Here is a 26,060-nt window from a genome sequence, read left to right as displayed (position 1 = left end):
AGGAGTGGATTTGTTTGATAAAAAACCCCAAGGTTTTAATATTAACTGCACATTACGGTAATGGTCATGTGCAAGTAGCAAAAACATTAGAACAAACATTTCGCCAAAAAGGAATTGAAGATGTTATTGTATGCGACTTGTTTGGAGAATCACATCCATTTATAACTGACATTACAAAATATCTATATTTAAAAAGTTATACAATAGGAAAAGAATTATATCGTTTGTTTTATTACGGGGTAGAAAAAATTTATGATAAGAAAATAGCATCTTGGTATGCGAACTTTGGAAGAAAACGTTTGAAAACACTATTACAGGTGGAGAAACCAGATATTGTAATTAATACATTTCCAATTATCGCTGTACCAGAATTGAAGAAACAAACAGGTATTTCAATTCCTGTCTATAACGTATTAACGGATTTTTGCGTGCACAAAATATGGATTCATCGAGAAGTAGATCGTTATTTTGTTGCAACGGATCATGTGAAAGAATTGATGGTTGATATCGGTGTACCTGCGGAACAAATTGTTGAAACAGGAATTCCAATTCGGAGTAGTTTTGAGTTAAAGGTAAATCCAGAAATCATATATACTAAATATCAGTTATGTAAGAATAAAAAGATTTTACTAATTGTAGCAGGTGCTCATGGGGTATTAGGAAATGTAAAAGAACTATGCCAATCATTTATGTCAGTGCCTAATTTACAAGTAGTTGTCGTTTGTGGGAAAAATGAAGCTTTAAAACAGGATTTATTAAGTTTACAGAAGCAAAATTCCGATGCATTAAAAGTGTTTGGGTATGTTGAAAATATTGATGAATTATTCCGTGTTACTTCTTGTATGATTACGAAGCCAGGCGGAATAACATTAAGTGAAGCAGCAGCGTTGCAAGTACCTGTCATTTTATATAAGCCTGTTCCAGGACAAGAAAATGAAAATGCGATGTACTTTGAAAGAAAGGGAGCAGCAGTTGTCATTCGCGATGATAGTGAGGTTTTTGCAAAAACAGAGGCATTATTACAAGATGATGTGAAGCTTCTTCAAATGAAAGAAGCAATGAAAAGCATCTATCTTCCAGAGCCAGCTGGTCATATTGTAGATGCAATTTTGGCAGAAAATCATGCAGAACCGCGTCATATACCTATTAAATCACCTGCTCTTGCACAATCTTTTACTTAATATGAAACCCTCTTTGTATATGTAAAGAGGGTTCTTTATTATTTTTAAAGAAAATTTAGCTACTTATCCACAAAAGGATTGCGCTTTCATTAAACAGTAAAGTCGGAATATTAACAACTATATCCACATTGTCCACAATTTTTAGAAAAATATCCACAATTAAAACAGTCGATATATGCTTGAATATAGAAAGATATTAAATGTTTTTGAAAATTACTAACAATTGCATCAGTTTTGTGGATAAAGTTGTCCACAGCAAAAAGGCCCCTTATGCATAAGCATAAGGGGCCTTTTTGCTTACTTCTATCAATCGAGAAAATTATGTAATGAAAATGAATAATTAGGGGGGAAACTTCTAATTATTCATTTTCACTTTAAATGCTTTTCGAGCGATATCCTGCTGCACGATCTGCTTTTTGAAATTCGCGTTGATAGAGAACTTCTTGTGTACTAGATAATGTGTTTTTTGCTTTATCACGTTTCTTTTTATCCATTACAAATCACCTCGTGTCTTAAAGTTACTATTTATCGTTTCCAAAGACATGAGGGGATATACGCATATGGAAAATGTTAATGATTGATTATCATTTCAGAAAATTTAGATTATGCTTCTTTTAATTGATGAGCATCTTGGAAGGTTGTATCTCGCATTGTAGCAAGTGTGTATTGATCTTTTGGAATTTCATATAAGTTATATACTTCTTCGTTTGCGTTAATTTCATCATATACGGCTTTTCTTGTTTCGTTTGCTAGATTCACATATTGCAGTTTTTCTGCAGCTTTAATAGAACGAATATTTATTTTACGAATACGCATGAAAATTGTTTCAATATCTAATTCATAGAAAAGTTCACTAAAAAATGAATCTTTTGCCAATTTATTATAGCCTTTTCCATGATATGGTTTGCCAAGCCATGTCCCGAGAAATCCAGCTTTTTCTTGCACATCAAATAAAGTAATTGTTCCGATAGGGTTACCCCATTCATCTAAAATTGTGCGTGAAATTAATTCACCACGCTCTTCAGCTTCAATCGTTTGTTTTGTTAAGAATAAATATTCTTCATAAGAATAAGCCTTTTGACGCACAAAAGGGAAGACAGCTGGATCCACCATTAACTCGTATAGAACGTGGCTGTCGTGTAAGTCGCGTTTTTTCAACATACTAACTCCTCCTCACACGAGGGTAGCATGACGAAAAAACACCCCACCCTCGAAATTTTTATATCAATCTTTAAAAAATTTCGGGGTGGGAATCGAACCCACTAGAACCAGTTTCTAACGCTGGTGGCGCACCATTTGCCTTCCCCATTCATCAATTTGAAAATGATAATCACGACACAAATTGATTATGGTTTCATTCAGTTTATAATCGTATAATACTTTATCTAGTCAAAAAAATAAACTAGTTTTTTTTATTTTTTTTGTAAATTATTTTTCCATCAATCATAGTTAGTACAGGCTTGGCTAAATAATGGAAAGGATGATGAGTCCATAACACGAGATCGGCGTCTTTTCCAACCTCGATGCTTCCAATTCTATCCTCTAAACGCAAATTTCGCGCTGGGAATATGGTGATTCCTTCTAGTGCTGTTTTCTCGTCTAATCCTTCTCTTACTGCGACAGCGGCACAAATATTTAAATATTGAATGGGTGTATAAGGATGATCTGTTGTTATAGAAACTTCCACACCATTTTTAGATAATATATGGTAAGTATCCCATGTCTTGTTTTTTAGTTCGATTTTAGAACGACGTGTCAGAGTGGGACCAACTGAAACCTTCAAATTATGTTTCGAAAGCTCTTCAACAAGAAAGTGTCCTTCTGTACAATGTTCAATACGTAGATCGAGGTTGAATTCCGTTGCAAAGCGTAGCGCAGAACTAATATCATCTGCTCGGTGAGCGTGGATACGTACGGGTATTTCACGACGTAATGCTTTTAAAATAGGAAGCATTCGAAAATCAGCTTCGTGCCCGTAGTGTTGTGCTTCATAGAATGATTCCCGAAGTAACCCCATAATCCCCATACGTGTAATGGATTCTTTTGTTCCATTACTATGGACTTTTTTAGGATTTTCTCCAAAGGCAATCTTTAAACCAGCAGGTTCTTGAATAATCATATGATCAATACAAGTTCCAGCTGTTTTTATTACACAAGTAGTCCCCCCGATAATATTTTGACTGCCAGGCATAACGTGAACGGTTGTAATTCCGTTTTGTACAGCGTCTTGAAAGGCGATATCCAAAGGGTGGATTCCATCTAAAGAACGAATATGTGGTGTTGAAACTTCAGATGTTTCATTGGCATCATTTCCAGCCCAACCAGTGCCTTCATCATAGAGACCAAGGTGAGTATGGACATCAATAAAGCCAGGTAAGAGATGGAGTGCTCGTGCATCTATAACGGTCATATCTTGAGTAGGTTGAATAAAAGGTTTGACCTCGGTAATTCGCTCTCCTGTAACGAGTACATCGCCTTGAAACTTTTGAGATGTAATAGGGTATACAATGGCTTGTTTGAGCAATATTTTCATAGGTACCTCATTTCTGTTACTTTATAATGCTAATGGAAGTTAAGGGAAAGTAACTGAAAGGTTATTTGTATGGTAATGCTTCGGATCCTAGAAAATGAAAGTTTTGAAAGAGCCCATGTAAAATTGTGTTTTAGAAGTACTACATTGTATGCGAAAGTATATTTTGTAATGCATGGTCTATTGCCGGAAATGTGTATTGGTATCCATGTTCAATTGCCTTAATGGGTAATACACGTTGCCCTTCTAGTACAAGTATGCTCATTTCACCTAATAAAGTTTGAATGATAAATGAAGGTACAGGCAACCAATGAGGCTTGTTCATTATAGTTGCAATGTTTTCTCCAAATTCCTTCATTCTTATGGGTGTTGGTCCTGTCATATTAAGAGGGCCATCAATTTCTTTTTTGTGTATGATGAAATCCATCATACGAACGACGTCGTCTATATGAATCCATGATAACCATTGCTTCCCAGAACCAATGGTGCCGCCGATATAGAATTGATAGGGAAGTAGCATTTTTGGAAGAGCTCCTCCATTTGCACCTAATACGACTCCAAATCTTGCGTAGATTGTTCGTATTCCGAGAGAACGTGCTTTAGATGCTTCTTGTTCCCATGAATATACTGTATTTGCTAAAAAGTCATTTCCAGGAGTCTCATGCTGTTCTGTAAAAGACTCTATTTCAGATGTTCCGTAGTATCCAATAGCACTTGCGTTAATAAATGTGTGTGGCTTTGTATGGAGTCCCTGCAGTTGTTTAATGAGTCCTTTTGTTGTTTGAATTCTACTGTTTAAAATGGCTTTCTTTTGTTGCTTTGTCCATCTACTATTAATAGACTCTCCGGCTAGATTAATAACTACATCAATAGAAGAGAGGGGGAAGGTTTGTAAATCTGGTGTCCATTGAACATACTGAAGGTTAGGGTCGGAAGTTTCAGTAGTTTTTTTTCGTGTGAGAATGTAAACAGTATATCCTTTTTGAATAAAAAAAGTAGAAAGGGATTTACCGATAAAGCCTGTACCACCAGAAATTGCGATTTTCACAAGTATTTCCTCCTCATTATATATATTCTTGAAAAGAAAAAATGTTCCTCGACTATGTTAAAATAATAGAGAGGTGAGAGTATGGCTGTCATTACAAAAATAGAAGTACAAAAACGATCGAAAGAACGATTTAATATTTATATTGATAAAGGTCAAGGCGAAGAGTACGGATTTAGTGTGGATCAAGTAATCTTAATAAAACATGGATTACAAAAGGGCTTAGAAATTGATGAAATCGAGTTAGGGAATATTTTGTACAATGAAGAAGTACAAAAAGCATATTTACAAGCAATCTCCTATTTATCCTATCAAATGAGAACAAAACAAGAAATAGAAGATTTTTTACGAAAAAAAGAAGTGGGACAGGCCATCATCTCTGAAGTCGTTTCGAAATTATTACATGACCGATATATTAATGATAAAGAGTATGCTGTTTTATATACGCGAACGCAAAGTAATGTGAATCGAAAAGGTCCAACTGTTATTAAAAGAGAGTTATTAAATAAAGGTGTTCAGGATTTAATTATTACACATAGTTTACAAGAATATCCGAAGGAAAAGCAAATTGAGAATGCCTTGTTTCTCATAGAGAAGAAGAAAAAATCTTATCAAAAACATTCTTTTTTACAAATGAAACTAAAGTTAGATGAGATGCTTGTTCGAAAAGGATATTCTAGAGAAGTAATTCAAATTTGTTTGGAAGAATTGAAAGACGAAAAAGATGACGAAAAGCAACAAGAAGCGTTACACTATCATGGGAATAAATATTATGAGAAATATAAGAAGCATGATGGATGGACATTTGAAAACAAGATGAAACAAGCGTTATATCGAAAAGGATTCTCTATTGATGAAATCGAGATATTTTTGCAAATGAAACGCGAAGAGGAATGAGGAGAATAAGATGAATATGCCAAAACGCTACAGTGAAATGACACCGCATGAGCTAAGGGAAGAAATTGGCGCTTTGAAGGAGCAAGCAGTAAAAGCTGAGCAGCTTGGGATTGTCAATGAATTTGATGTATTAATGAGAAAAATGGCAATGGCTCGTGCTTATATGACGGATATAAACAAGTTCCATATTGGTGAAACATATGAATTAGTAGAAGAACCTGGTGTATTATTTAAAATTACGTATTTCAATGGGGTATTTGCTTGGGGATATAAGCAAAATGATAATGAAGAGATTGGCATACCAATTTCCTTATTGCAAGAAAAATAAAAACCAGAGAGCACATATCTCTCTGGTTTTCATCTTTGGTAGGCGTTAAAGGAGATAGGAGATTCTAAAATTGGCGTTTTTTACATTCATTTGCCAATATAATGAGAGACTGGGTTTGTTGCGTCTGTCCGTTAACTTGCGCTTTCGCATGTTTTGGACGAGTCCACGTATGGTTAAATAATTCAGAACGACTATCTAAGCGATCACGGTAGCTCATCTTTATCACCTCGTGTAGGAAGTTAATTTAATTTGTACTACTCTTCCTGCTGATTTGCAGCACGCATACGTTCTTGTGGGTGCGTGTTAATTGTGCCGTTAGGTCGTTTCGAAGCGAAGCGTGATTTCGCTTTCGGTTGACCGTCGATTTTGCTGTTGTTTTTTGACTCAGACCAAAATTCGGCTTGTTTACCCATTGCGAACGCCCTCCTCATTATCGGTTGATACCTTTTTAAGAAGTATCAATTATAGAATGTGCAAAATTGAAGAAACTATCCTTTAGAAATGAAGGGATAAATAGGTAAAAGGAGATTATAATATGAATGATATTTATGAAACATTAACGAAAGAATTATTAGACAAGAATGACAAGCTTTCTTACGCACAAGCTCGTGCGTGGGTTGAGTTACTATGGGAAGATTTTCAAACAACTTATGCAAAATCAGGTCGTTATCAAGGCGATGAAATGACGGAACAAGTGGTACGATCATGGATTAATAATCATGGTGTACGCCTTCATGAAATGCGGACAAATAATCCGAAGTATAGTCATTTAATTAATCAAGAAGATCATTTGAAACATTAAAAAAAGCGACTTAAGTCGCTTTTTTTAATGTGGAAGTAATTCCAGTTTTTTTCGAAGCTTTTCTTCACTAAAGATCCATCCTGTATAGGAACTAATAATATTTAAATTGTGGTCGAGCTGAACGATTGCAACAAATGGATAATAATCTTTACTTCGATATCGTAAATCAATGAATCGTACTTCATAATAATGGTCATGATCAAAAATATCCCAGCGATATACAGGAGAGAAAGATAGGAAGGCTGAGATGTTTTCATCTTGTTTAGCTGCTCGCATAATATTATTGTCTGGGAACGGTACCCGATCGAACTTGTCATATATCATGATGTTACCACGGTGCCATCTCGCAACGTAGTAATAATCAGCCGTAACGACTGCTAAATGGTAATGATAAAATCGGTAAGAAGGAGAAATGATAATCTTTTCGACATTTTTGAAACGTTTGTGTACAACGCTTCTTATATTTCTGTGCATCATAATCCGTCCGATATAGTAAACAATCATTAATATATATGCCGCTAAAGCTGTATATCCCTTATGAGAACCGACGAGCATGCAAGCAATTGCAAGTATATGGATAAAGAAAATTACGGTATCGAATGTATTAATTATGCCAAGTGCGACCCATTTTTTTGTGAAAGGTCGTAATGCTTGTGTACCATAGGCGTTGAAAATATCTACAAAGACGTGAAGAAAGACGGCAATAAATGACCAAAGTAGTAGATGAAGATATGGAGCTTCTGAAAAGAAGGCGAAAGAGATGCCACTTATAAGGAATGACCAAAGAATTACCGCGGGAATAGAATGAGTAATCCCACGATGATTTCTTATATATTTAGCGTTATTACGCAATTTTAGAACTGTGTCAATGTCAGGAATGTTGGAACCAGCAATTGTAGCAAGCATAACAGCTTGGGGGCCAATATCACTTTGTGCTATGGCTGGATCTAATGTTGCTAAGCTACCTAAAGTGATACCCATAACAAGGTGAGTGGCTGTGTCCATAGAAATCCACCTCCGTTTTTTATTAATGTAACTCTTTTTATTCGATACCTCAAGTCCTTTGCCTTCTATTTCCTGTATCATCTTACTTAAATTTTTTCCTAAAATCTTTATAATAGTACTTATATGCAAAAAAATGAGGGGGATCAAGTTTGACACTTGAAATACTAAACAATTTTAATATAGAGCAGTTTCAAAATGATTTAATTGGTTGGTTTGAAGAAGAACAGCGCGACTTACCATGGAGAAAGAATAAAGATCCATACCGCGTTTGGGTTTCTGAAATTATGTTACAGCAAACAAGAGTAGAAGCTGTAAAACCATATTACGCAAATTTTATGGGGAAGTTTCCTACACTTGAAGCGTTAGCGAACGCAGATGATGAAGAAGTATTAAAAGCATGGGAAGGTTTAGGATATTATTCTAGAGCACGTAATTTACATGCGGCAGTAAAAGAGGTAAAAGAAGTATATGGCGGAGTTGTACCAAGTGATGTAAAGAAAATTGAAAAGTTAAAAGGAGTCGGACCATATACAAAAGGTGCTATTTTAAGTATCGCATATGGTATACCAGAGCCGGCAGTTGATGGAAATGTTATGCGTGTATTATCTCGTATTTTATCAGTATGGGATGATATTGCAAAACCAAAGACTCGAAAAGTTTTTGAAGAGATTGTGCGTGAAATTATTTCGATTGAAAATCCATCTTATTTTAATCAAGGTTTGATGGAATTAGGTGCACTAATTTGTATTCCGAAAAATCCAGCATGCTTACTTTGTCCTGTACGTGAACATTGCAGAGGGTATGCTGAAGGTGTTCAAAAAGAATTACCAGTAAAAAGTAAAGCGAAAGCTCCTAAAATGGTACCTATTGTTGCAGGTGTACTTCAAACTGAAGACGGTCGTTACGTTATTAATAAACGTCCAAGTACAGGTTTGTTAGCTAACATGTGGGAGTTTCCGAATGTGGAACTTGGAGAAAGTATTCGAAATCAGAAGGAACAGCTTATAGATTATATGAAAGAAAAATTTGAGCTCGAGGTTTCTATTGATGAATACGCAATGAATGTACAACATACGTTTACACATCGTACTTGGGATATATTTGTATTTTACGGAAAAGTAACCGGTAATATTGTTGATACAGATACATTAAAATTTGTATCAAAAGAGGTATTTGAGCAATTACCTTTCTCGAAATCACACCGTACTATTTATGAAAATTGTGTGGAGAAAATTACAATGCAATAAATAAAAAAGTGTTCCCAATCTAGGGAACACTTTTTTAATCGTAAGAAATTTTTGTCCCATGAGTCCAACTAGCTTCACCTTCTTGTAAGCCGCCTCTTGATTCGATTTCTACTACAATTTCTTTGTAAATACTTTGCCCTTCTATATTTAAATAAGGCAGAACCTGTTGTAGTGAGTGATGAAAATAAGCTAATTCATCTTCTTTCCATTCATTTTTTGAAATCATCGTTAGTTCAGTCATATCGCGTCCTATATACATATTTACACCTCCATTTTCTATAGTTTGAATGAGTAACAAAAGTTATATGCGGAAATTTTAAAAAAGAAAATTACGGATAGCTTCTAAGTGAATTGGTTACATTATTGATTGTGGAGGTGAGAAAGATGAGTAAAAAACAACAAGGTTATAACAAAGCAACTTCTGGTGCTAGCATTCAAAGTACAAATGCTAGTTATGGTACAGAGTTTTCAACTGAAACAGATGTACAAGCTGTAAAACAAGCAAACGCACAATCAGAAGCAAAGAAAGCACAAGCTTCTGGTGCACAAAGTGCAAACGCTAGTTATGGTACAGAATTTGCAACTGAAACAGACGTGCATTCTGTGAAAAAACAAAATGCTAAGTCAGCTGCAAAACAATCACAATCTTCTAGCTCAAATCAGTAATGAAAGAAAAACACTTCTCTAATTCGGGAGAAGTGTTTTCTTTTTGCGTGGATCGTTGTAATGAAAAGAAAGCGAACGACATAACTTCTAATAAGTCAACAAATGTAGTCAAAGGAGAAGGAAGTTAACAATTAGAATTATGTAATTAGGAATAATAACTGATGAATAAGTCCAAAAGGGGGTAAGTAATGAACGATTTTGATAAGTTGGTAGGGGAGCAATTAGAAACGATGGATGAGTTGTTAAAGTTACAAGCACATCTAGAGAAGTATCAACAAATTGAAATGAATGAAAAAGATACGTGCGATAAAAAAGAACTGCATTTTATCCGCCAGGAAATATATAGAACAGAAGTAGCGTTGAAGATGTTACATGAGAAATTTGAAGAACAAACGAATAGTGTAATCCAATCTTTTGCAACTGAAAAAATGATTTCAAATTTAGGATAAGATATATTGTTATCTTTAGGTGAAAAGTCCTTCTTTGTATGGAAATAGAGAAGGGCTTTTTCTATTACATGTCCTCGCTTATAAATAATACAGTACAATCCTTTTATCTCCTAAGAAGTGGTGGGGCATAGTATTCAACGATAAACCTCCTGCATATTCAGTTTGAAAAATAGAGTCTTATCCCTTTAGTTTTAAAATTTCGACAAAAAAGTTATAATAGAAAAAAAGTGAATGCCGTTCAAAGGGCATTTGCAGTTGAAAGAAGGGAGCATATATGGGATTTCCCAAAGAAGGAGAAAAAGTACAAATACATAGTTATAAACATAATGGCTCCATTCATAGAATGTGGGAAGAAACAACAATTTTAAAAGGGACACAGAGTCTTGTAATCGGAGCGAATGATCGTACAGTAGTTACAGAATCGGATGGCCGAACATGGATTACTCGTGAACCAGCAATTTGTTATTTTCATGCCAACTATTGGTTTAATGTGATTGGGATGCTTAGGGAAGATGGCGTATATTATTATTGTAATTTAAGCTCACCTTTTGCGTATGATCCTGAAGCATTAAAGTATATTGATTATGATTTAGATATTAAAGTATATCCAGATATGACATATACGCTTCTAGATGAAGATGAGTATGAAAAACATAGTGAAATTATGCAGTATCCACCTGTTATTGATACAATTTTAAAACGAAATGTAGCACATTTAACACAGTGGATTCATCAAAGAAAAGGTCCATTTGCACCAGATTTCGTAGATATGTGGTATGAACGATATTTAATGTACAGAAATTAAAACAAACCTGCAGGGGGCTTCCCGGCAGGTTTGTCCTATTAGAGGGGGGATTATGTGCAAGGCATAAAAAGATATTTACAATTTGTTAAACCATATCGATGGCTTATTGCTATTACAATTATTATTGGACTAGTTAAGTTCGGTATCCCACTTATTATGCCGTGGTTATTAAAGTATATTATCGATGATGTAATTCAAGGCGCTGGCTCACTTCAAGATAAAACATCTCAATTAATAACAGCGATTGGAATTGCTTTCTTTATTTTTGCGGTATTAAGACCACCGATTGAATATTATCGTCAATATTTCGCCCAACGTATCGCAAATACAATACTGTATGATTTGCGGAAGCATATTTTCGGTCACTTACAAAAGTTAAGTTTACGTTATTACTCCAATACAAAAACAGGGGAGATTATTTCGCGTGTCATCCATGATGTAGAACAAACGAAAGATTTTGTAATTACTGGTTTGATGAACGTCTGGTTAGATACTGCAACAATTGCTATTGCTATCATTGTTATGTTTTCTATGAATATAAAATTAACATTTGTTGCTTTATTGATTTTACCTATTTATGTAATTGCAGTGAAATATTTTTTCGGACGTCTTCGGAAATTGACGAAAGAGCGTTCACAAGCGTTAGCGACGATGCAAGGGTATTTGCATGAACGTATTCAAGGAATGCAAGTGACACGTAGCTTTGCGTTAGAAGAGTATGAGGGGAAGCAGTTTGAAAAAAGAAATAATGAATTTTTAACGAAAGCATTAACCCATACAAGTTGGACGGCAAGAACATTTTCGGCAGTAAACACGTTAACCGATTTAGGTCCGTTACTTGTGATTGGTTTTGCAGCATATGAAGTAATTCAAGGGCAGTTAACGCTAGGAACGATGGTAGCTTTTGTTGGATATATGGATAGTTTATATAGTCCGCTTCGCCGCCTTGTTAATTCATCTACAACATTAACACAATCTTTTGCATCGATGGACCGTGTGTTTGAACTGTTAGATGAAAAATACGATATTGTTAATGTACCAAATGCGGTACAAACGAAAAAATTAAATGGAGAAATTGTATTTGACAATGTTTCTTTTCGTTATAATGTAGATGAAAAAGAGATATTACACAACTTGTCATTAACTATGCAGCCTGGAGAGAAAGTAGCGCTTGTAGGAGCAAGTGGGGGAGGAAAGTCATCTCTTGCTAGTTTGATCCCGCGTTTCTATGATGTTTCTGAAGGCACGGTTTATGTAGATGGCATAGATGTAAGAAAGTATAATATGAGAAATTTGCGTAGTCATATTGGAATTGTACTGCAAGATAATTTATTGTTTAGCGATACAATTGGAGCTAATATTTTATATGGAAATCCGAAGGCTACAGAGAAAGAGGTGATTGCAGCTGCTAAAGCTGCGCAAATTCATGATTTTATTATAGACTTACCAGATGGTTATAATACTGTCGTTGGAGAACGTGGTGTGAAGCTATCGGGCGGGCAAAGACAACGCGTGGCAATTGCACGAGTGTTTCTAAAGAATCCTTCGGTACTTATATTAGATGAAGCAACTTCAGCATTAGATTTAGAAAATGAAAGGTATATTCAAGAGGCGCTTCAGACGTTAGCTGCTGACCGGACAACGATTATAATTGCACATCGATTAGCGACGATTACGCATGTTGATACGATTATTTACATTGAAGACGGTGAGATTAAAGAGACTGGTTCTCATGAAGAGTTAATGCAAAAAAGAGGATTTTATTACAATTTATATCAACTTCAACATATAACAGAAACAGCTCCTTTAGCATAAAAGGAGCTGTTTTTTTATTCGTCTTCTTTTTTATCATCGATTTGGAGTTCTTTTTCTGGTTTATGGTATGTGTAGAAGCTATCTACAAGCAAATCTAAATGCTCTACTTCTTCACTATAGTTAATGATGGAAGAAATAAGAGGGAAGAGATGTAACCATGTTTTATATGCTTCTTCATCGTCTTTATTTTGATATTCCATAAAGATATCAATTAATTCTTGTTTACCTGTTTCAACTTCATCAAGCATTTCGACTGATTGTTGTTTTTTTGCTTTACCAATAAATTTTAATAAAACTTGTTCATGATAATGCGTTAATGAGTCAAGTTCGTTTTGGATAGATTCCTGAAATTCTTCCGGCATATAGCGCAGTTCATTTTCAGTACGGTGTAATGATTTTAACGTACTTAAAGCACGGCTTGTTGTCGCTAACATTTGTCTGAATAAAACGAGCTTACGAATTTTTGCGAACTTTACTTTTTTCGTGTAGCTTCTTTCTTCTTTATACAGCAAATAGTAATGGTTTAGTTTGATCATTTTTTCTTTCATACGATCAATATCAGTTTTTAGCGTTGTAAAATCAGAAGCCTGCCTGCTATTCATTCGAATCCATTTTACAATTTCTTCTGTATTATCAACGATACGATGATAAAGTTTTGTTTCATATTTTGGCGGCATAAATACTAAATTTACAAGTGAAGCCGCAATAATACCAATCATAATCGTCGCAAATCGAAGTAAGGCAAAACTAAAGAAATCTTCGCCTTGATACTCCATAATGGCGATAACTGTTACTAAAGCAATTGATATTGTGTTTTCTAATCGTAATTGTAATGTAAGAGCAATTACTAATATACATGTTAATCCAATAATAAAAGGATTATGTCCAAAAGCAGTAGCAAATGCGATAGCAAATATCGCACCAATTACATTTGCTTGAATTTGTTCAAGTGCTGTTAAATAAGAACGGTATACAGACGGTTGAACAGCAAAGATAGCTGAAATTCCCGCAAATACCGGACTCGGTAATTGAAGTAAAATACAAGCAAATAAAGCTAACGTGATGGCAATACCCGTTTTTAAAATGCGAGCACCAAGTTTCATACCCTTAATAAGATCCTTTCTCTTGTCATAATGAATGTACAACATGATACTATACATTCATTACAATATGTTAGCAAGTGATATTTTAGTGACGTTAAAAGAAATTAGTGTTCATTTTATCCCGCTAATTGTGAGTAGTAAGATTCACGCCTCAAAATTCAGAAGCTGGATGCCGGTAAACGTCCGATTGGTGTAGGCTAATTAAAGTTTCACTTTATAATTTTTCCTAATTCCTTTTAAACATCAGTTTTTAGTAAAAAAACCTGCTGAATTTCAGCAGGTCTCAAATTGTTACTATAGATTACTATGAGAAGCGTACTTCGTCAATTTTTTCTTAATAATGAAAATTACTCATTTTACTCTGTTGAGATAGATGGATCTGCCTGTTCTTTTTTCGGGATAATCTCAAAAAACTTGTTCTGTATATCATCTAATAATGGTGTTAACAAAGCAACTTCCTCATATTGCTCGTGCTCGTTTAGTACACGAATATAGTCTAGCAATAATTCAGTTACATCTTTCAAACCATTTTTACTAATTGGTTGTAATGTAACATTTGCGCCTTTTGCGATTCTTCTTTTTAAGGCCTGTTCTGTTAAGCCTAAGTTTGAATCACGACGCAAATAAACAACACCGCCAGTCATGCCAGCGCAAATCCATGGACCAGGGTCACCTAAAACAAGCGCTCGCCCGTTTGTCATATATTCAAAAGCAAAACCTTTAATATTGGAGTATGCACCTATATTTCCTTGCTCTTTTTCACGGAGTGGTTTTGTTATTCTACCTCCAATTATCATGTCTGCCCCAGAAAGGCGAATGCCAGCGCGAGCATCAGCGTTCCCTTGTACGTATAGTGCCCCTTTTTGTGCACCATATCCAAATCCTTTTCCGACAGAACCGTTATAATATACTCCGTCTTTTCCTTTTGATTTCGTTATATAAATCCCACCACCAAAGGAAGTTTTACCAATGCCATCTTGTGCGCCGCCATTTACGTGTATAAATAAATTTTCACTATTGTAAGCACCTAACCCATTTCCGGGAATAGAACCATTCGTATACTTTAATGTAAGTGGTTCAAGTTGAGTAGCTTCATATAGTTTACTGCGAACGCGATAACATGATTCTAGACCACCCATAACGCGTTGCTCTACACCAACGCCTACCAATTCTTTTGAGTCAGCGGAATGAACTGTCTTAAATTGTTTTTCCGGTACGCCTTCTGTTGTTGTAACAGATGGATGTTCTATTATTTGTAGTAAATTACGTAAGTTTAATAAATTTTCGCCTCGAACTTGCTCTAATAAATCAGAACGCCCAACAATTGCTTGTAAATTTGTATAACCAAGCTGTCCTGTTAATCGTTTTAGTTCTACACCGAAAGAGGTGAATAAATTTAGCAGGCCAGCAACTGCGCTTTCTAATTCGCGTGGGACGAAGCGGCGTAACCCATGTTCTTTTGCTTGTGCTTCAGACTCGATTTGTGTCGCAATTCCAACATGGCAAGTATCTAGATGGCACCCACGGCAAGTAGTACAGCCGATTGCAATCATTGATAGTGTGCCAAATCCAATACGGTTTGCTCCGAGGAGCATGATTTTCAAGGCATCATTTACACTTCGAATACCACCATCTGCCCAAATCTCTACTTTATGTCTCATGCTTGCTTCTAATAAAGCGTTGTGAGCGGCTTTAACACCAATTTCTACAGGGAGACCTACATGCTGCAATGCGTGAATACGTGCAGCGCCTGTTCCGCCATCGAATCCGCTAATGTTAATAAAATTAGCGCCAGCTTTGGCGATACCGACAGCAATTGTTCCGATATTAGGAACAACAGGGACTTTCACGGCTACTTTGGCAAGTTGATTAGCTGTTTTAATTTCTGTAATCATTTGAGCTAAATCTTCAATTGAATAAATATCATGGTTATTAGAAGGCGAAATTAAATCTGAGCCGATTGTCGCATTACGTGCTTCAGCGATTTTGGCTGTCACTTTTGAACCAGGTAAATGCCCACCTTCCCCAGGCTTTGCGCCTTGACCGATTTTGATTTCAATTAAGTTTGATGAGTTTAGTAGTTCGGCATTTACTCCAAATCGCCCAGATGCTACTTGTTGTCCACGTGTATGTGGATATTTTCCAATCATATCTTTAATTTCGCCGCCTTCACCGTTCAAGCTAATCATATTTAGCTGATCGGCTGCTTCTGCATATGCGCGAAAGGCAATTTCGTTTTGAGAACCAAATGACATAGAACTAATAATAAATGGTAGATTATGATTTTTGATGCCGATAGATACTTCTTCAGTTGGAACGACATGTTTTGTTTGTTTCGTTTGAACAAGGTGTCTGATTGCGATTGGATTATTCTCTTCTAGTTCACTTAACTTGTCACGGTAATCATCATAAGAATTTCCTTTTGCAACATCGCCGATTGCTTTCCAAATTCGCGGGAATATATGAAATGATTTTCGCATTCTAATTTTAGGATTGTTATAATCCTCTGCTCGTATTTTTGCATCTTCAACAAGTGATTCAAGTGAAAAGGCTAAATCATTTGAACCGAAGAAATTTGTAATCTGTAATATATTTGCGATTTCTTCATGTAATCCAATAGATGAATAGAGACGTCCGTAACCACGTAACTCATGAATTCCAATTGTTGAAATGACTTTTTCTAATCCTTTATTAAGTGCATTATATAGATTCGTAATTGGTGTTTTTGTTCCATCATTTACAGTCGCGAATAATAAATATGGATTAATACCATCTGCTCCTAATCCATATAGCGTGACAATGTCATGTAAGGAGCGAAGAGCACCAGAACGTATAACGAGAGAACAATTGCGGCGTAATTTATTTTCACTTAATGCTTGATGTACTTTAGCAGTAACTAAATGTGGATCAATCCACAATCGTTCATTTAGATGGGCTTTTGCGTCATCTAATACTAGTAGGGAAGCGCCATTGTTAACAGCAGCTATCGCTTCAGAACTAATGCGGCTTAATGCGCATTGCAGAGTTTCTGACGAGCTGAATGTAGCAGAGATTGTGGCGATAGAGTTATGAGTCTTAAATAGCTCTATGAGTTGTTCGTACGTAATTGTGTGTAATTCCTCTGCAATAGGTTGTGCCACGCTGCCTTCTAAAATAATTGGTGAAAGCATTTCAACTACAAATGGCCGTTTTGCGCCGCTTAATAAACTTGGACGCTCTCCAAGTACAGTACGTGTAGAGAAGTGTTCAATTTCACGGTCACGGTCAATTGCAGGGTTTGTAACAACAGCTACACTTTCTTTAATAAAGTCAGCGATATTTCGTCTATCAGTATCGAGTGCGGCAAGTGGTGAGTCATGCCCAAGTGAGCGTATTGGCTCAACGCCTTTTGTTGCCATCTGTTCAAGAAGTTGAATATGTTCTCGGTCCCATCCGAAAGCGACGTATTGTTTCGTTTCAACTTGAACAGAATCACATAGCCCTTGGATTTTTTTCGTTTCAGGGATAGATAAATTTAAATGGTAATTGGTAGTATCAATTCGCTTTTTAAAACGGTTATATACTTGGATTTGATATTTGTCATATTCATAAAGAACAAGTTCATCTTGTTCATTCCATTTTAATCCGACTTTTTCTCCAGGAGCGAGTGGTTTTGGTTCTGCTACATATTTAGTTGGTGATACAACTCCAGGTTCAGAAGAGAAAATATAAGAGCTCTCTGTCTCTACTTTCCATACTGGGCGTAATCCAAGGGAATCAACGCTGAAAACAGCTTCATCTTTAAAACGGGAAATGATGCCAGCTGGTCCTTGTGCAAAATGTCCCCATGCTTCACGTATATACGTATATAAATCTTGTAAAGGTGTTTCATAAAGTTTAATTTCATTAATAATTGGTGGGAATAGAATTTCCATTGCTTCAAATAAGCTGTAGCCGTATTGAACAAGTAGGGTTTCTAAGGTGCGGTTTAAATCTTGAGAGTCACTGCCTCCTGCAGTAAGTGGTACATCAATCATTTCAGCTTGATCGCGTAATTTCGCAATTGTGTTAATTTCACCATTATGTCCGAGAATGCTAAATGGTTGTACACGAAAAAAATTAGATAATGTATTAGTAGAGTAGCGGTTATGTCCTAATGTCATAGTTGAAGCGATAAGCGGATGTTGTAAATCATTATAGTAGGCAACAAGCGTATCACCAGCACCTAGAACTTTATATACAACATGATCATGACTTAATGAAGCAACATGAATTGCTTCGTTTTCCTCTATTTTTATTGTGACAGAAAATAATGTTTGCTCAATATTTATAATTTCGTTTTCTGCGATAAGGGCAACTTGCCAAAATAAAGGTTCTTCTTGTTTACCAAGTGGACCGAGCGCATCTGAGTTTGTTGCATCGTCACTTTCGAAAATAATAGTAAAGTTTTTGTTGTTTAATTGCGTACGAATATAATCTTTTAAGGCAGTAATGTTTTCTTTTTTATTTAGAAAAAAATGTCCAACGATAAAGTGGGGATGATCCACAATCGTTGGATTATATCCGCTACTTTTTAGTTTTTCATTCCAAAGTGTTTTTGGTATATCAATGTGAATGCCGATGCCATCGCCCTCGCCATTAATGAAACCAGCTCTATGATTCATTTTGACGAGTGATTGTATGCAAAGGTCAATGTTTTCTTTTGTAGCAATTTTTCGTTTCTCCATAATGGAAACGATTCCACACGCATCATGTTCTGCATTTCTATAATCTCGAAATAAAGACGGTGTCCATGTATTTTTTTTATTGAGCATCCGTCAATCCCCCCTCTTGTAAAAGTTAGAATAATCTTACTATTTAAGGCGCAAATCACCTTGTACACAGAGATAGTAATGCTGTAAAAGAATATAAAACAGATAATTATGAATAATTATACTATTAATACGTAATTTATGAAATAGAAAAAAGGAAAAAAGAAAGGTGAGCTTTCTTTTTTCCTTTTAATGACGGGATTATTTATTGTCTGCTAGGGCAGCAAATGCTCTGCCGACAGCTTCGATTGAATATTCAATATCTTCTTTTGTATGTTCTGTAGTTAAGAACCATGCCTCGTATTTAGAAGGTGCTAAGTTAACTCCTTCTTGAAGCATAAGCTTGAAGAATTTACCGAACATTTCACCGTCTGTATCTTGTGCGGCATCGTAATCTTCAATTGTATTAGTTGTGAAGTATACAGTTAAAGCCCCTTTTAGACGATTTAATGTAATGTCGATATTATGTTTCGCTGCTTGCTCTAAAATTCCTTTTTCAAGCATTGCACCAAGTTCATCTAATTTCTCATAAAGCCCTTCTTGTTGAAGTACTTCTAGACAAGCGATACCTGATGCCATAGAAGCAGGGTTTCCTGCCATTGTACCAGCTTGGTATGCAGGTCCAAGCGGAGCAACTTGTTCCATAATTTCTTTCTTACCACCGTAAGCACCGATTGGTAAGCCACCGCCAATAACTTTACCAAGCGCTGTTAAGTCAGGTGTAACACCAAGTAAGTCTTGAGCACCGCCGTACATAAAGCGGAAAGCAGTAATAACTTCATCATAAATTACTAGTGCGCCAGCTTCGTGAACAAGTTCATTCACTTTTTCAAGGAATCCAGGTTTAGGCTCTACAATACCGAAGTTTCCAACGATCGGTTCTACAAGGATAGCTGCTACTTCATGACCCCATTTATCTAAAGCTTCTTTTAAAGTTTCTACATTGTTAAATGGAACGGTAATAACTTCTTGTGCGATACTTTGTGGTACGCCAGCTGAGTCAGGAGTTCCTAAAGTAGAAGGGCCAGATCCAGCTGCCACAAGTACTAAATCAGAATGACCGTGGTAACAACCAGCAAATTTCATGATTTTTGTGCGACCTGTATAAGCACGAGCAACACGAATCGTTGTCATCACTGCTTCTGTACCAGAGTTTACGAAACGGACTTTATCTAATGCAGGCATTGCTTCTTTTAACATTTTTGCGAATTTTACCTCTAGCGCTGTTGGTGTTCCATAAAGTACCCCATTTTCAGCAGCTGTTGTAATTGCTTTTGTTATATGCGGATGAGCATGTCCAGTAATAATAGGACCGTATGCTGCTAAATAATCGATATATTTATTTCCGTCTACATCCCAGAAATAAGCGCCTTTCCCACGTTCCATAGCAACAGGAGCGCCGCCGCCAACTGCTTTAAAAGAACGAGAAGGACTGTTAACACCGCCAACGATATGCTCTAAAGCTTCTTTATGTAATGCTTCTGACTTTGTGAAATTCACTACAATTCATCTCCTTACAAAAATCTATGTATTATTCTAACATGTTTTTCGAAAAGACGTATTGTTTGTGATAGCGAAGGCAGTTGGGTAAACTATTCGTTGTGACATTTAGGAGGGGGGTCCGATTATGAAATCGGTAATTGAGGTACAAGGGTTACGTAAAGAATTTACAGCCTATTCAAGTCGTCCGGGCTTAAAGGGTGCATTTCGCGATTTATTAAATCGTAATTATAAAATAGTACCAGCAGTAAATGATGTATCTTTTACTGTAAAGCAAGGTGAAATGGTTGGTTATATCGGTGAGAACGGTGCTGGTAAATCAACAACAATTAAAATGCTTACGGGGATTTTAACTCCGACATCAGGGCAAATCACAGTAAATGGAATGAACCCACATAAACAAAGAGAAGAATTTGTAAGAACAATTGGTGTTGTTTTTGGACAGCGTTCGCAACTTTGGTGGGATATTGCAGTACAAGAATCGTTTCGTTTATTAAAGAAAGTGTATGGTGTATCAGACGCTCAGTATAAGGAGCATATGGAGCACGTAATTGAAACGTTAGATATAGGGCCCTTATTAGATAAACCAGTTCGAAAATTATCTCTTGGTCAAAGGATGCGTTGTGAATTAGCGGCAGCCTTAATTCATAATCCACCGTTATTATTTTTAGATGAGCCAACAATTGGTTTAGATGTACTTGTGAAATTGAAAATACGTGAATTTTTAAAAGAAATGAATGAACGTTATAAAACAACAATTTTATTAACAACACACGATATTACTGATATTGAAGCTTTATGTGAGCGCGTTATCATGCTGGATGAAGGAAATATTATGTATGACGGTTCTTTAAATAATCTTCGTACGCAGTGGGGAGCGGAGAAGGAAATTCACTTTCAGTTTGTTGCACCAGTTTCCTATCAGGCTTTATCAATGGTTATGCCAGATAATCATGTCGTTTGGTCGAAAGCAAAAGAGGAAAATGCATGGGTTGCAAAAATTCCGAATGAAGAAGTTATTATTTCAATGCTTATTTCTAAAGTAGTACAAGCCTTTCAAATTAAAGATTTAAAAATTAACGAAGTGTCTACAGAGGAAATTATTCGTAACATTTATGAAGAGGGTATTACGCATGGGTAAGTATATTGAAATGATTCGAATTCGCTTTTTAATGATGCTTGCGTATCGTACAAATTACTATAGCGGGATTTTAATTTATACGATTAATATCGGTGCTTACTATTTTTTATGGCAAGCAATTTATAGCGGAAAAGAGAATATTGAAAGTTTATCTATTTCGCAAATGACCACGTATATCGCAATCGCGTGGATGGCACGTGCCTTCTATTTTAATAATATAGATAGGGAAATTGCGATGGAGATTCAAGAAGGACGTGTGGCTGTAGAATTAATTCGTCCGTATAACTATTTGGGAATGAAAGTTATGCAAGGTCTTGGCGAGGGAATATTCCGTTTTGCCTTCTTTTCCATTCCAGGCATGGTTATCGTTACGTTATTATTTTCGTTGCAAATTACAACAAATTTTCAAACTTGGTTATATTTCTTCTTATCTTTAATATTTAGTTTTATTATTAATACACAAATTAATTTAATGACGGGAATGCTTACGTTTTTCCTATTTAATAATAGTGGAATTATGTATGCAAAACGCGTTGTTATTGATTTATTTTCAGGTCTATTATTACCAATTAGTTTTTATCCGCTATGGGCCCAAAAAGCAATGATGTTTTTACCGTTTCAGGCTATTAGTTATATTCCAAGTATGATTTTTTCTGAAGGTATACAGGGGAGTAAGTTGTATGAGGCTTTAGTATTTCAAGTGATTTGGGCGATTGTACTTATTATTCCAATTGTACTCATGTGGAGAACGGCGAGAAAACGTCTAATTGTACAAGGGGGATGATGAGATGCTATATATAAACTTATTTTTACAATATGCAAGTCAATATATAAAAACAAAATTGGAGTATCGAGGCGATTTTATCGTTGGTTTACTTTCTGATTTATCGCTTCAAGCAGTTAATTTAATATTTATTCTCGTTGTATTTGGGCATACACAAGCATTGAAGGGATGGAGTCGAGAAGAAGTAATCTTTATTTATGGTTTCTTTTTAGTACCATTTGCCATCTTTTCAGCTTTCTTTAATATATGGGATTTTAATGATCGATACATTATTAAAGGGGAGATGGATCGTGTATTAACGCGGCCGATCCATAGCCTATTTCAAATTATATTAGAAAGAATGGAACTTGAATCTTTAATTGGAGCTATTACAGGGATTGTTGTAATGGGATATGCAGCTGTGGAGTTACAATTATCTTTTTACTGGTATGATTTCTTCTTATTTATATTGATGGTAGGAGGAGGAGCACTTGTATATGGAGGGATATTTGTTACGCTGGCGAGCCTTGGTTTTTGGTCGGATGCGAAAAGTTCAATTATGCCTCTTATGTATAACATAGGTAATTACGGGCGCTATCCTGTTAATATTTATAATCGTGTAATTCGTTTCATTTTAACGTTTGTTTTACCGTTTGCGTTTGTTGGAGTATATCCAGCGGCATACTTTTTAAGAAAAACAGAATGGAATAGTTATGCATTTGCGACGCCAATTGTTGGTGTTATCTGTTTTACGATTGCAATCACCCTCTGGAACCAAGGGGTAAAAAGGTATCGTGGCGCGGGTAATTAATTATAGAAGCTTGTTCGTTTCTAAGGGATAAATCAGTTCTCCACCTCATACATATAAAATGAGGTGGAGGACATGTTATGGGGATTTATTCTATTAATTGCAGCAATCGCTATTTTGAAAAGTGTCCAATTATTATGGAGTTCCTATTCGGATTCAACGCGTTTTTTTTCGCTCTATAATTTGGCCACATTATTTTTAATCTATACAACAGTACTAATCGCATTTGGATTAAGTTACGTTGTATTAGAGGAAATGGGTTTCGCAGTTTTGAAAGAGGACGGAGAAAGTTTGAACGCTCATTCTTTTCAACTCGTCGAAGTTTGTTTATATTTTAGCGCAGTTACTTTATTGTCTGTTGGATATGGTGACATATCTCCGATTGGAATTGGGCGATGGATTGCAATCGCAGAAGCGCTAATTGGATATACACTCCCTTTTGCTTTTGTGATGAGGTCTGTAATAGACAATGAAAAATAAGGAAGCATTTGTTATAGTAAAGGAAAAGAGTAGGAGTGATAACTATGATTACAGTAGGAGAAATGGCACCAGAATTCACATTAGAGGGAAGTAACGGAGAAGAAGTTCGCCTAGCTGATTTCCGCGGTAAAAATGTAGTTCTCTATTTTTATCCGAAAGATATGACGCCAGGATGTACAACTGAAGCATGTGATTTTCGTGATGCGTATGGAGTATTTCAAGAGAAGGATACGGTTATTCTTGGAGTAAGTCCTGATTCAGCGAATAGACATTTGAAATTCATTGAGAAACATGAATTGCCATTTACACTTTTAGTAGATGAAGATCATAAAGTAGCAGAGTTATACGATGTTTGGAAGTTAAAAAAGAACTTTGGGAAAGAGTATATGGGAATTGAGCGTTCTACATTCCTTATTAATAAAGACGGTGAACTTGTAAAAGAGTGGCGTAAAGTGAAAGTGAAAGGACATATTGAGGATGTTCTTTCTTATATAAAATAAATCTACATTGGAGATAAAATATGCAGAAACAAGGCAAGTGTCTATACATATTTTACTGCCTTACATAAAGTGGAAGTGTAGGGCATACCTCCTCAGATGATAGTATTCCAAGTGCGATTATGTCGCACTTTTTTCTATGGAATATATGAAGAAAAAAGGGAGAGATACATAAAAACAAGTCCTGAATATAAAAATAAACTACATACTTATAGTAGAAATATTGACGATTTATAAGAAAAGGAGTACACTCTTTATAAGAATTATAAAATAATAATCCGTATAGAATCGGGGTGCATGACGGTGGTCAAAGAAGAATTAAAAGAAGCGCTAGAAATGCTGAAAAATACGGGTGTACGCATTACTCCACAGCGTCATGCTATTTTAGAGTACCTTGTGGAATCAATGACGCACCCAACAGCGGATGATATTTATAAAGCATTAGAAGGTAAGTTTCCAAATATGAGTGTTGCAACTGTCTATAATAACTTACGTGTGTTTAAAGAGGTTGGACTTGTAAAGGAATTAACTTATGGAGACGCTTCAAGTAGATTTGATTATGTTACAAGTCAACATTATCATGTGATTTGCGAAAAATGTGGTAAGATTGTTGATTTTCCTTATGGAGGCTTGGAAAAGCTGGAAGAGGAAGCTGCGAAAACGACAGGCTTCGTTATCAATAGTCATCGCTTAGAAATTTATGGCGTTTGTCCAGAGTGTCATAAGGCGTAATATATAATAAAGAAAGAGGCTGACGGCTATACGTCAGCCTCTTTCTTTATTATATAAGGATTAGCGTGAGGTTAATCGGGATTTACAGTGCTAAGTTAGTAAGAAGGGTTAGATAAAAGTTTGTCGAATTTACTTTGTATTGGTGGAAATGAATTCTTGGAGGGGACATTTTGAAGAAATATGAGATTAAAAATAACATTCCAACATTGGAAGAATATAAATATTTATGTGATTCTGTGGGATGGACTAACTATATGAACTTTGAGGTGGCGGAAATATCACTTCAAAATTCGATTTACTGTATAACAGTCAAGGATAATAATCAAATCATCGGCATGGGGAGAATTGTTGGTGATGGGGCTATCTATTTCTATATTCAAGATATAGTGGTTCATCCAGATTATCAAAAGAATGGTATTGGAAAGAAAATAATGAATACTTTAGTAGAATACTTAAATGGGAATACTCCAGATAAAGCATTCATTGGTTTGTTTGCGTCGCAAGGTAAAACATCATTCTACGAAAAATATGATTTTAAAGATTATTCGCCTAATATGACAGGGATGTTTACTGTTATTTCGAAAAAATAGGTGTAATAAATTTAATAAAACAATTAAAAAGTTGATTTTTTAAGAAATCAACTTTTTAATGAGTTGAAACGTTTGTAGTGTTGCAAATTCGTATTTCCCTTGATACTTATGATTTATAACTCTTCTTATTATACTTTTCATCAAATTCTTTTCCTTCTAGATCTCGATCTAGTGTTAAAGGTTGATTGCAGTGCATACATGCATCGACACGGCCGAGCATTTTGGTTGGTTTATCACAGCTTGGACAAATAATTTGGATAGTCTTAGTAGATAACATACCAATCCAAAAGTAAACGACAGTGCTAGCGATAACAGCTAAAAAGCCAACCATCATAAACGTTGTCATAATAATAATGTTTTCGCGGAAAAAGACACCTAAGTATGCAATGAAGAGGCCGATAAATACTAAACTTAATGCAAAGGTCCGGATTTTATTGATTTTGTTTGAATACTTAATGCTCATTCTCACCACGCTCCTATACTAATAATATAACATAAAATTTAGAATTTTCACTCTCATGTAAATTGATAAAGAGATAAGATATGAAATGAATAGGAGGGGAGCCAAGAATGAATGGACGCTATAATGATTTTCACAGCGGTTTTTAAGTTTTTAACGGGATGTGAAATTTTTTTATAAAAAGTATTGACCTTGTATATACTGCATGATATATTAATAACCGTCGCTGATGCGGAAACGCAGAAAACGACAAAAAAGAAATTAAAAAACTTAGTTGACATTGAAAAATGAAGATGTTAACATAAGGAAGTCGCGAATGAGCGACCAAGTAGTTCTTTGAAAACTGAACGAAACAAACAACGTGAAACGTCAATTTTTATTTTAGATGCTAGACAAACTAACTTTATTGGAGAGTTTGATCCTGGC

General features: G+C 35.5%; 28 protein-coding genes. 16 read left to right on the top strand and 12 right to left on the bottom strand.

Annotation, left to right across the window (positions count from 1 at the left end):
- Positions 1 to 14 precede the first annotated feature (14 nt).
- Complete coding sequence (locus MR112_RS24755) at positions 15 to 1,181, top strand: diglucosyl diacylglycerol synthase (protein WP_000594691.1); 1,167 nt, start codon at positions 15 to 17, stop codon at positions 1,179 to 1,181.
- Positions 1,182 to 1,555: 374 nt separating this feature from the next.
- On the opposite strand, the gene MR112_RS24750 is transcribed toward MR112_RS24755, so the two are convergent.
- The 4 genes from MR112_RS24750 to MR112_RS24735 form a co-directional block, all read right to left on the bottom strand.
- A complete protein-coding gene (locus tag MR112_RS24750; RefSeq protein WP_000358482.1) occupies positions 1,556 to 1,675 on the bottom strand; it encodes a YfhE family protein in 120 nt (39 codons plus the stop codon).
- Between the two features lie 109 nt (positions 1,676 to 1,784).
- Positions 1,785 to 2,342, bottom strand: a complete 558-nt coding sequence (locus tag MR112_RS24745; RefSeq protein ID WP_000914737.1) for a GNAT family N-acetyltransferase — start codon at positions 2,340 to 2,342, stop codon at positions 1,785 to 1,787.
- A gap of 241 nt (positions 2,343 to 2,583) precedes the next feature.
- Positions 2,584 to 3,714 carry an amidohydrolase gene (locus MR112_RS24740; RefSeq protein ID WP_000698319.1) on the bottom strand — a complete coding sequence of 377 codons (1,131 nt, stop codon included), beginning with the start codon at positions 3,712 to 3,714 and terminating at the stop codon, positions 2,584 to 2,586.
- A gap of 139 nt (positions 3,715 to 3,853) precedes the next feature.
- Positions 3,854 to 4,759 carry a TIGR01777 family oxidoreductase gene (locus tag MR112_RS24735; protein WP_242245526.1) on the bottom strand — a complete coding sequence of 302 codons (906 nt, stop codon included), beginning with the start codon at positions 4,757 to 4,759 and terminating at the stop codon, positions 3,854 to 3,856.
- Between the two features lie 81 nt (positions 4,760 to 4,840).
- Here MR112_RS24735 and recX point away from each other — a divergent pair, with 81 nt between their 5' ends.
- Together recX and MR112_RS24725 are read left to right on the top strand one after the other, a co-directional pair.
- A complete protein-coding gene (gene recX / locus MR112_RS24730) occupies positions 4,841 to 5,653 on the top strand; it encodes a recombination regulator RecX (protein ID WP_000268502.1) in 813 nt (270 codons plus the stop codon).
- Positions 5,654 to 5,663: 10 nt separating this feature from the next.
- Positions 5,664 to 5,981: a YfhH family protein gene (locus tag MR112_RS24725; protein WP_001057020.1), complete on the top strand. Its 318-nt coding sequence runs from the start codon at positions 5,664 to 5,666 to the stop codon at positions 5,979 to 5,981.
- Between the two features lie 64 nt (positions 5,982 to 6,045).
- Here the strand turns inward: MR112_RS24725 and MR112_RS24720 are convergent, their stop codons facing one another.
- Both MR112_RS24720 and MR112_RS24715 read right to left on the bottom strand, forming a co-directional pair.
- Positions 6,046 to 6,198: a YpzG family protein gene (locus tag MR112_RS24720; protein WP_000122093.1), complete on the bottom strand. Its 153-nt coding sequence runs from the start codon at positions 6,196 to 6,198 to the stop codon at positions 6,046 to 6,048.
- A 37-nt stretch (positions 6,199 to 6,235) separates the two neighbouring features.
- Positions 6,236 to 6,394 carry a small, acid-soluble spore protein K gene (locus tag MR112_RS24715; protein WP_000517891.1) on the bottom strand — a complete coding sequence of 53 codons (159 nt, stop codon included), beginning with the start codon at positions 6,392 to 6,394 and terminating at the stop codon, positions 6,236 to 6,238.
- Positions 6,395 to 6,516: 122 nt separating this feature from the next.
- Here MR112_RS24715 and MR112_RS24710 point away from each other — a divergent pair, with 122 nt between their 5' ends.
- Entirely contained in the window at positions 6,517 to 6,783 is a 267-nt protein-coding gene (locus MR112_RS24710) for a YfhJ family protein (RefSeq protein ID WP_000998166.1), read from the top strand.
- A 24-nt stretch (positions 6,784 to 6,807) separates the two neighbouring features.
- Here MR112_RS24710 and MR112_RS24705 read toward each other — a convergent pair whose 3' ends face one another.
- Positions 6,808 to 7,788 carry a metal-dependent hydrolase gene (locus MR112_RS24705; protein WP_000379112.1) on the bottom strand — a complete coding sequence of 327 codons (981 nt, stop codon included), beginning with the start codon at positions 7,786 to 7,788 and terminating at the stop codon, positions 6,808 to 6,810.
- Positions 7,789 to 7,937: 149 nt separating this feature from the next.
- Here MR112_RS24705 and mutY point away from each other — a divergent pair, with 149 nt between their 5' ends.
- Complete coding sequence (mutY, locus tag MR112_RS24700) at positions 7,938 to 9,035, top strand: A/G-specific adenine glycosylase (protein WP_000171391.1); 1,098 nt, start codon at positions 7,938 to 7,940, stop codon at positions 9,033 to 9,035.
- A gap of 34 nt (positions 9,036 to 9,069) precedes the next feature.
- Here mutY and MR112_RS24695 read toward each other — a convergent pair whose 3' ends face one another.
- A complete protein-coding gene (locus MR112_RS24695) occupies positions 9,070 to 9,294 on the bottom strand; it encodes a hypothetical protein (RefSeq protein ID WP_242245525.1) in 225 nt (74 codons plus the stop codon).
- A 125-nt stretch (positions 9,295 to 9,419) separates the two neighbouring features.
- Between MR112_RS24695 and MR112_RS24690 the strand changes: the two genes are divergently transcribed.
- From MR112_RS24690 to MR112_RS24675, 4 genes are all read left to right on the top strand, one after another.
- A complete protein-coding gene (locus tag MR112_RS24690) occupies positions 9,420 to 9,701 on the top strand; it encodes a gamma-type small acid-soluble spore protein (protein ID WP_000039046.1) in 282 nt (93 codons plus the stop codon).
- 188 nt (positions 9,702 to 9,889) lie between these two features.
- A complete protein-coding gene (locus MR112_RS24685) occupies positions 9,890 to 10,150 on the top strand; it encodes a YgaB family protein (RefSeq protein ID WP_000997575.1) in 261 nt (86 codons plus the stop codon).
- A 274-nt stretch (positions 10,151 to 10,424) separates the two neighbouring features.
- Positions 10,425 to 10,955: a nucleoside tri-diphosphate phosphatase gene (gene ntdP, locus MR112_RS24680; protein WP_000506622.1), complete on the top strand. Its 531-nt coding sequence runs from the start codon at positions 10,425 to 10,427 to the stop codon at positions 10,953 to 10,955.
- A 54-nt stretch (positions 10,956 to 11,009) separates the two neighbouring features.
- Complete coding sequence (locus MR112_RS24675) at positions 11,010 to 12,770, top strand: ABC transporter ATP-binding protein (protein ID WP_001161599.1); 1,761 nt, start codon at positions 11,010 to 11,012, stop codon at positions 12,768 to 12,770.
- A gap of 14 nt (positions 12,771 to 12,784) precedes the next feature.
- Here MR112_RS24675 and MR112_RS24670 read toward each other — a convergent pair whose 3' ends face one another.
- The 3 genes from MR112_RS24670 to hemL all read right to left on the bottom strand — a co-directional run bounded on the left by MR112_RS24670 (position 12,785) and on the right by hemL (position 20,163).
- Complete coding sequence (locus MR112_RS24670) at positions 12,785 to 13,873, bottom strand: aromatic acid exporter family protein (RefSeq protein ID WP_000765787.1); 1,089 nt, start codon at positions 13,871 to 13,873, stop codon at positions 12,785 to 12,787.
- A 356-nt stretch (positions 13,874 to 14,229) separates the two neighbouring features.
- The gene (locus MR112_RS24665) at positions 14,230 to 18,666 is read right to left on the bottom strand and encodes a glutamate synthase-related protein (RefSeq protein ID WP_242245524.1); all 4,437 of its coding nucleotides are present in this window, start codon (positions 18,664 to 18,666) and stop codon (positions 14,230 to 14,232) included.
- Positions 18,667 to 18,864: 198 nt separating this feature from the next.
- Positions 18,865 to 20,163 carry a glutamate-1-semialdehyde-2,1-aminomutase gene (hemL, locus tag MR112_RS24660; RefSeq protein ID WP_242245523.1) on the bottom strand — a complete coding sequence of 433 codons (1,299 nt, stop codon included), beginning with the start codon at positions 20,161 to 20,163 and terminating at the stop codon, positions 18,865 to 18,867.
- Positions 20,164 to 20,290: 127 nt separating this feature from the next.
- Between hemL and MR112_RS24655 the strand changes: the two genes are divergently transcribed.
- The 7 genes from MR112_RS24655 (at position 20,291) to MR112_RS24625 (ending at position 25,174) form a co-directional block, all read left to right on the top strand.
- Positions 20,291 to 21,304: an ABC transporter ATP-binding protein gene (locus MR112_RS24655; protein WP_000843655.1), complete on the top strand. Its 1,014-nt coding sequence runs from the start codon at positions 20,291 to 20,293 to the stop codon at positions 21,302 to 21,304.
- A complete protein-coding gene (locus MR112_RS24650; protein WP_000521519.1) occupies positions 21,297 to 22,088 on the top strand; it encodes an ABC transporter permease in 792 nt (263 codons plus the stop codon). The genes MR112_RS24655 and MR112_RS24650 overlap by 8 nt, the downstream gene beginning before the upstream one ends.
- A gap of 4 nt (positions 22,089 to 22,092) precedes the next feature.
- Positions 22,093 to 22,878: an ABC transporter permease gene (locus MR112_RS24645; protein ID WP_000965773.1), complete on the top strand. Its 786-nt coding sequence runs from the start codon at positions 22,093 to 22,095 to the stop codon at positions 22,876 to 22,878.
- Between the two features lie 72 nt (positions 22,879 to 22,950).
- Positions 22,951 to 23,355, top strand: coding sequence for a potassium channel family protein (locus MR112_RS24640; protein ID WP_000964343.1), 405 nt, complete (start codon positions 22,951 to 22,953; stop codon positions 23,353 to 23,355).
- 44 nt (positions 23,356 to 23,399) lie between these two features.
- Positions 23,400 to 23,855 (top strand): thioredoxin-dependent thiol peroxidase, encoded by a 456-nt coding sequence (gene bcp, locus MR112_RS24635; RefSeq protein WP_000633710.1) that lies wholly within the window; start codon positions 23,400 to 23,402, stop codon positions 23,853 to 23,855.
- A 300-nt stretch (positions 23,856 to 24,155) separates the two neighbouring features.
- Complete coding sequence (gene perR, locus MR112_RS24630) at positions 24,156 to 24,584, top strand: peroxide-responsive transcriptional repressor PerR (protein WP_000237829.1); 429 nt, start codon at positions 24,156 to 24,158, stop codon at positions 24,582 to 24,584.
- 170 nt (positions 24,585 to 24,754) lie between these two features.
- Positions 24,755 to 25,174 (top strand): GNAT family N-acetyltransferase, encoded by a 420-nt coding sequence (locus MR112_RS24625; protein ID WP_000759735.1) that lies wholly within the window; start codon positions 24,755 to 24,757, stop codon positions 25,172 to 25,174.
- Positions 25,175 to 25,280: 106 nt separating this feature from the next.
- On the opposite strand, the gene MR112_RS24620 is transcribed toward MR112_RS24625, so the two are convergent.
- Positions 25,281 to 25,637 (bottom strand): YgzB family protein, encoded by a 357-nt coding sequence (locus MR112_RS24620; RefSeq protein WP_000025058.1) that lies wholly within the window; start codon positions 25,635 to 25,637, stop codon positions 25,281 to 25,283.
- Positions 25,638 to 26,060 lie beyond the last annotated feature (423 nt).

Origin of the sequence: Bacillus cereus group sp. BfR-BA-01330, assembly GCF_022663885.1 — a bacterium.
GTDB classification, from domain to species: domain Bacteria; phylum Bacillota; class Bacilli; order Bacillales; family Bacillaceae_G; genus Bacillus_A; species Bacillus_A cereus.
This window is presented reverse-complemented; position numbering and strand designations above follow the sequence as displayed.

Bases quoted from the DNA above. Each gene is read 5' to 3' on its own strand.
- MR112_RS24710 (WP_000998166.1), top strand. From the start codon at position 6,517: ATGAATGATATTTATGAAACATTAACGAAAGAATTATTAGACAAGAAT.
- MR112_RS24725 (WP_001057020.1), top strand. From the start codon at position 5,664: ATGAATATGCCAAAACGCTACAGTGAAATGACACCGCATGAGCTAAGG.
- MR112_RS24650 (WP_000521519.1), top strand. From the start codon at position 21,297: ATGGGTAAGTATATTGAAATGATTCGAATTCGCTTTTTAATGATGCTT.
- MR112_RS24645 (WP_000965773.1), top strand. From the start codon at position 22,093: ATGCTATATATAAACTTATTTTTACAATATGCAAGTCAATATATAAAA.
- MR112_RS24715 (WP_000517891.1), bottom strand. From the start codon at position 6,394: ATGGGTAAACAAGCCGAATTTTGGTCTGAGTCAAAAAACAACAGCAAA.
- MR112_RS24665 (WP_242245524.1), bottom strand. From the start codon at position 18,666: ATGCTCAATAAAAAAAATACATGGACACCGTCTTTATTTCGAGATTAT.
- MR112_RS24690 (WP_000039046.1), top strand. From the start codon at position 9,420: ATGAGTAAAAAACAACAAGGTTATAACAAAGCAACTTCTGGTGCTAGC.
- MR112_RS24695 (WP_242245525.1), bottom strand. From the start codon at position 9,294: ATGTATATAGGACGCGATATGACTGAACTAACGATGATTTCAAAAAAT.
- MR112_RS24740 (WP_000698319.1), bottom strand. From the start codon at position 3,714: ATGAAAATATTGCTCAAACAAGCCATTGTATACCCTATTACATCTCAA.
- MR112_RS24620 (WP_000025058.1), bottom strand. From the start codon at position 25,637: ATGAGCATTAAGTATTCAAACAAAATCAATAAAATCCGGACCTTTGCA.
- MR112_RS24705 (WP_000379112.1), bottom strand. From the start codon at position 7,788: ATGGACACAGCCACTCACCTTGTTATGGGTATCACTTTAGGTAGCTTA.
- MR112_RS24670 (WP_000765787.1), bottom strand. From the start codon at position 13,873: ATGAAACTTGGTGCTCGCATTTTAAAAACGGGTATTGCCATCACGTTA.
- bcp (WP_000633710.1), top strand. From the start codon at position 23,400: ATGATTACAGTAGGAGAAATGGCACCAGAATTCACATTAGAGGGAAGT.
- MR112_RS24720 (WP_000122093.1), bottom strand. From the start codon at position 6,198: ATGAGCTACCGTGATCGCTTAGATAGTCGTTCTGAATTATTTAACCAT.
- MR112_RS24745 (WP_000914737.1), bottom strand. From the start codon at position 2,342: ATGTTGAAAAAACGCGACTTACACGACAGCCACGTTCTATACGAGTTA.
- MR112_RS24750 (WP_000358482.1), bottom strand. From the start codon at position 1,675: ATGGATAAAAAGAAACGTGATAAAGCAAAAAACACATTATCTAGTACA.
- ntdP (WP_000506622.1), top strand. From the start codon at position 10,425: ATGGGATTTCCCAAAGAAGGAGAAAAAGTACAAATACATAGTTATAAA.
- MR112_RS24685 (WP_000997575.1), top strand. From the start codon at position 9,890: ATGAACGATTTTGATAAGTTGGTAGGGGAGCAATTAGAAACGATGGAT.
- MR112_RS24655 (WP_000843655.1), top strand. From the start codon at position 20,291: ATGAAATCGGTAATTGAGGTACAAGGGTTACGTAAAGAATTTACAGCC.
- recX (WP_000268502.1), top strand. From the start codon at position 4,841: ATGGCTGTCATTACAAAAATAGAAGTACAAAAACGATCGAAAGAACGA.
- MR112_RS24640 (WP_000964343.1), top strand. From the start codon at position 22,951: ATGTTATGGGGATTTATTCTATTAATTGCAGCAATCGCTATTTTGAAA.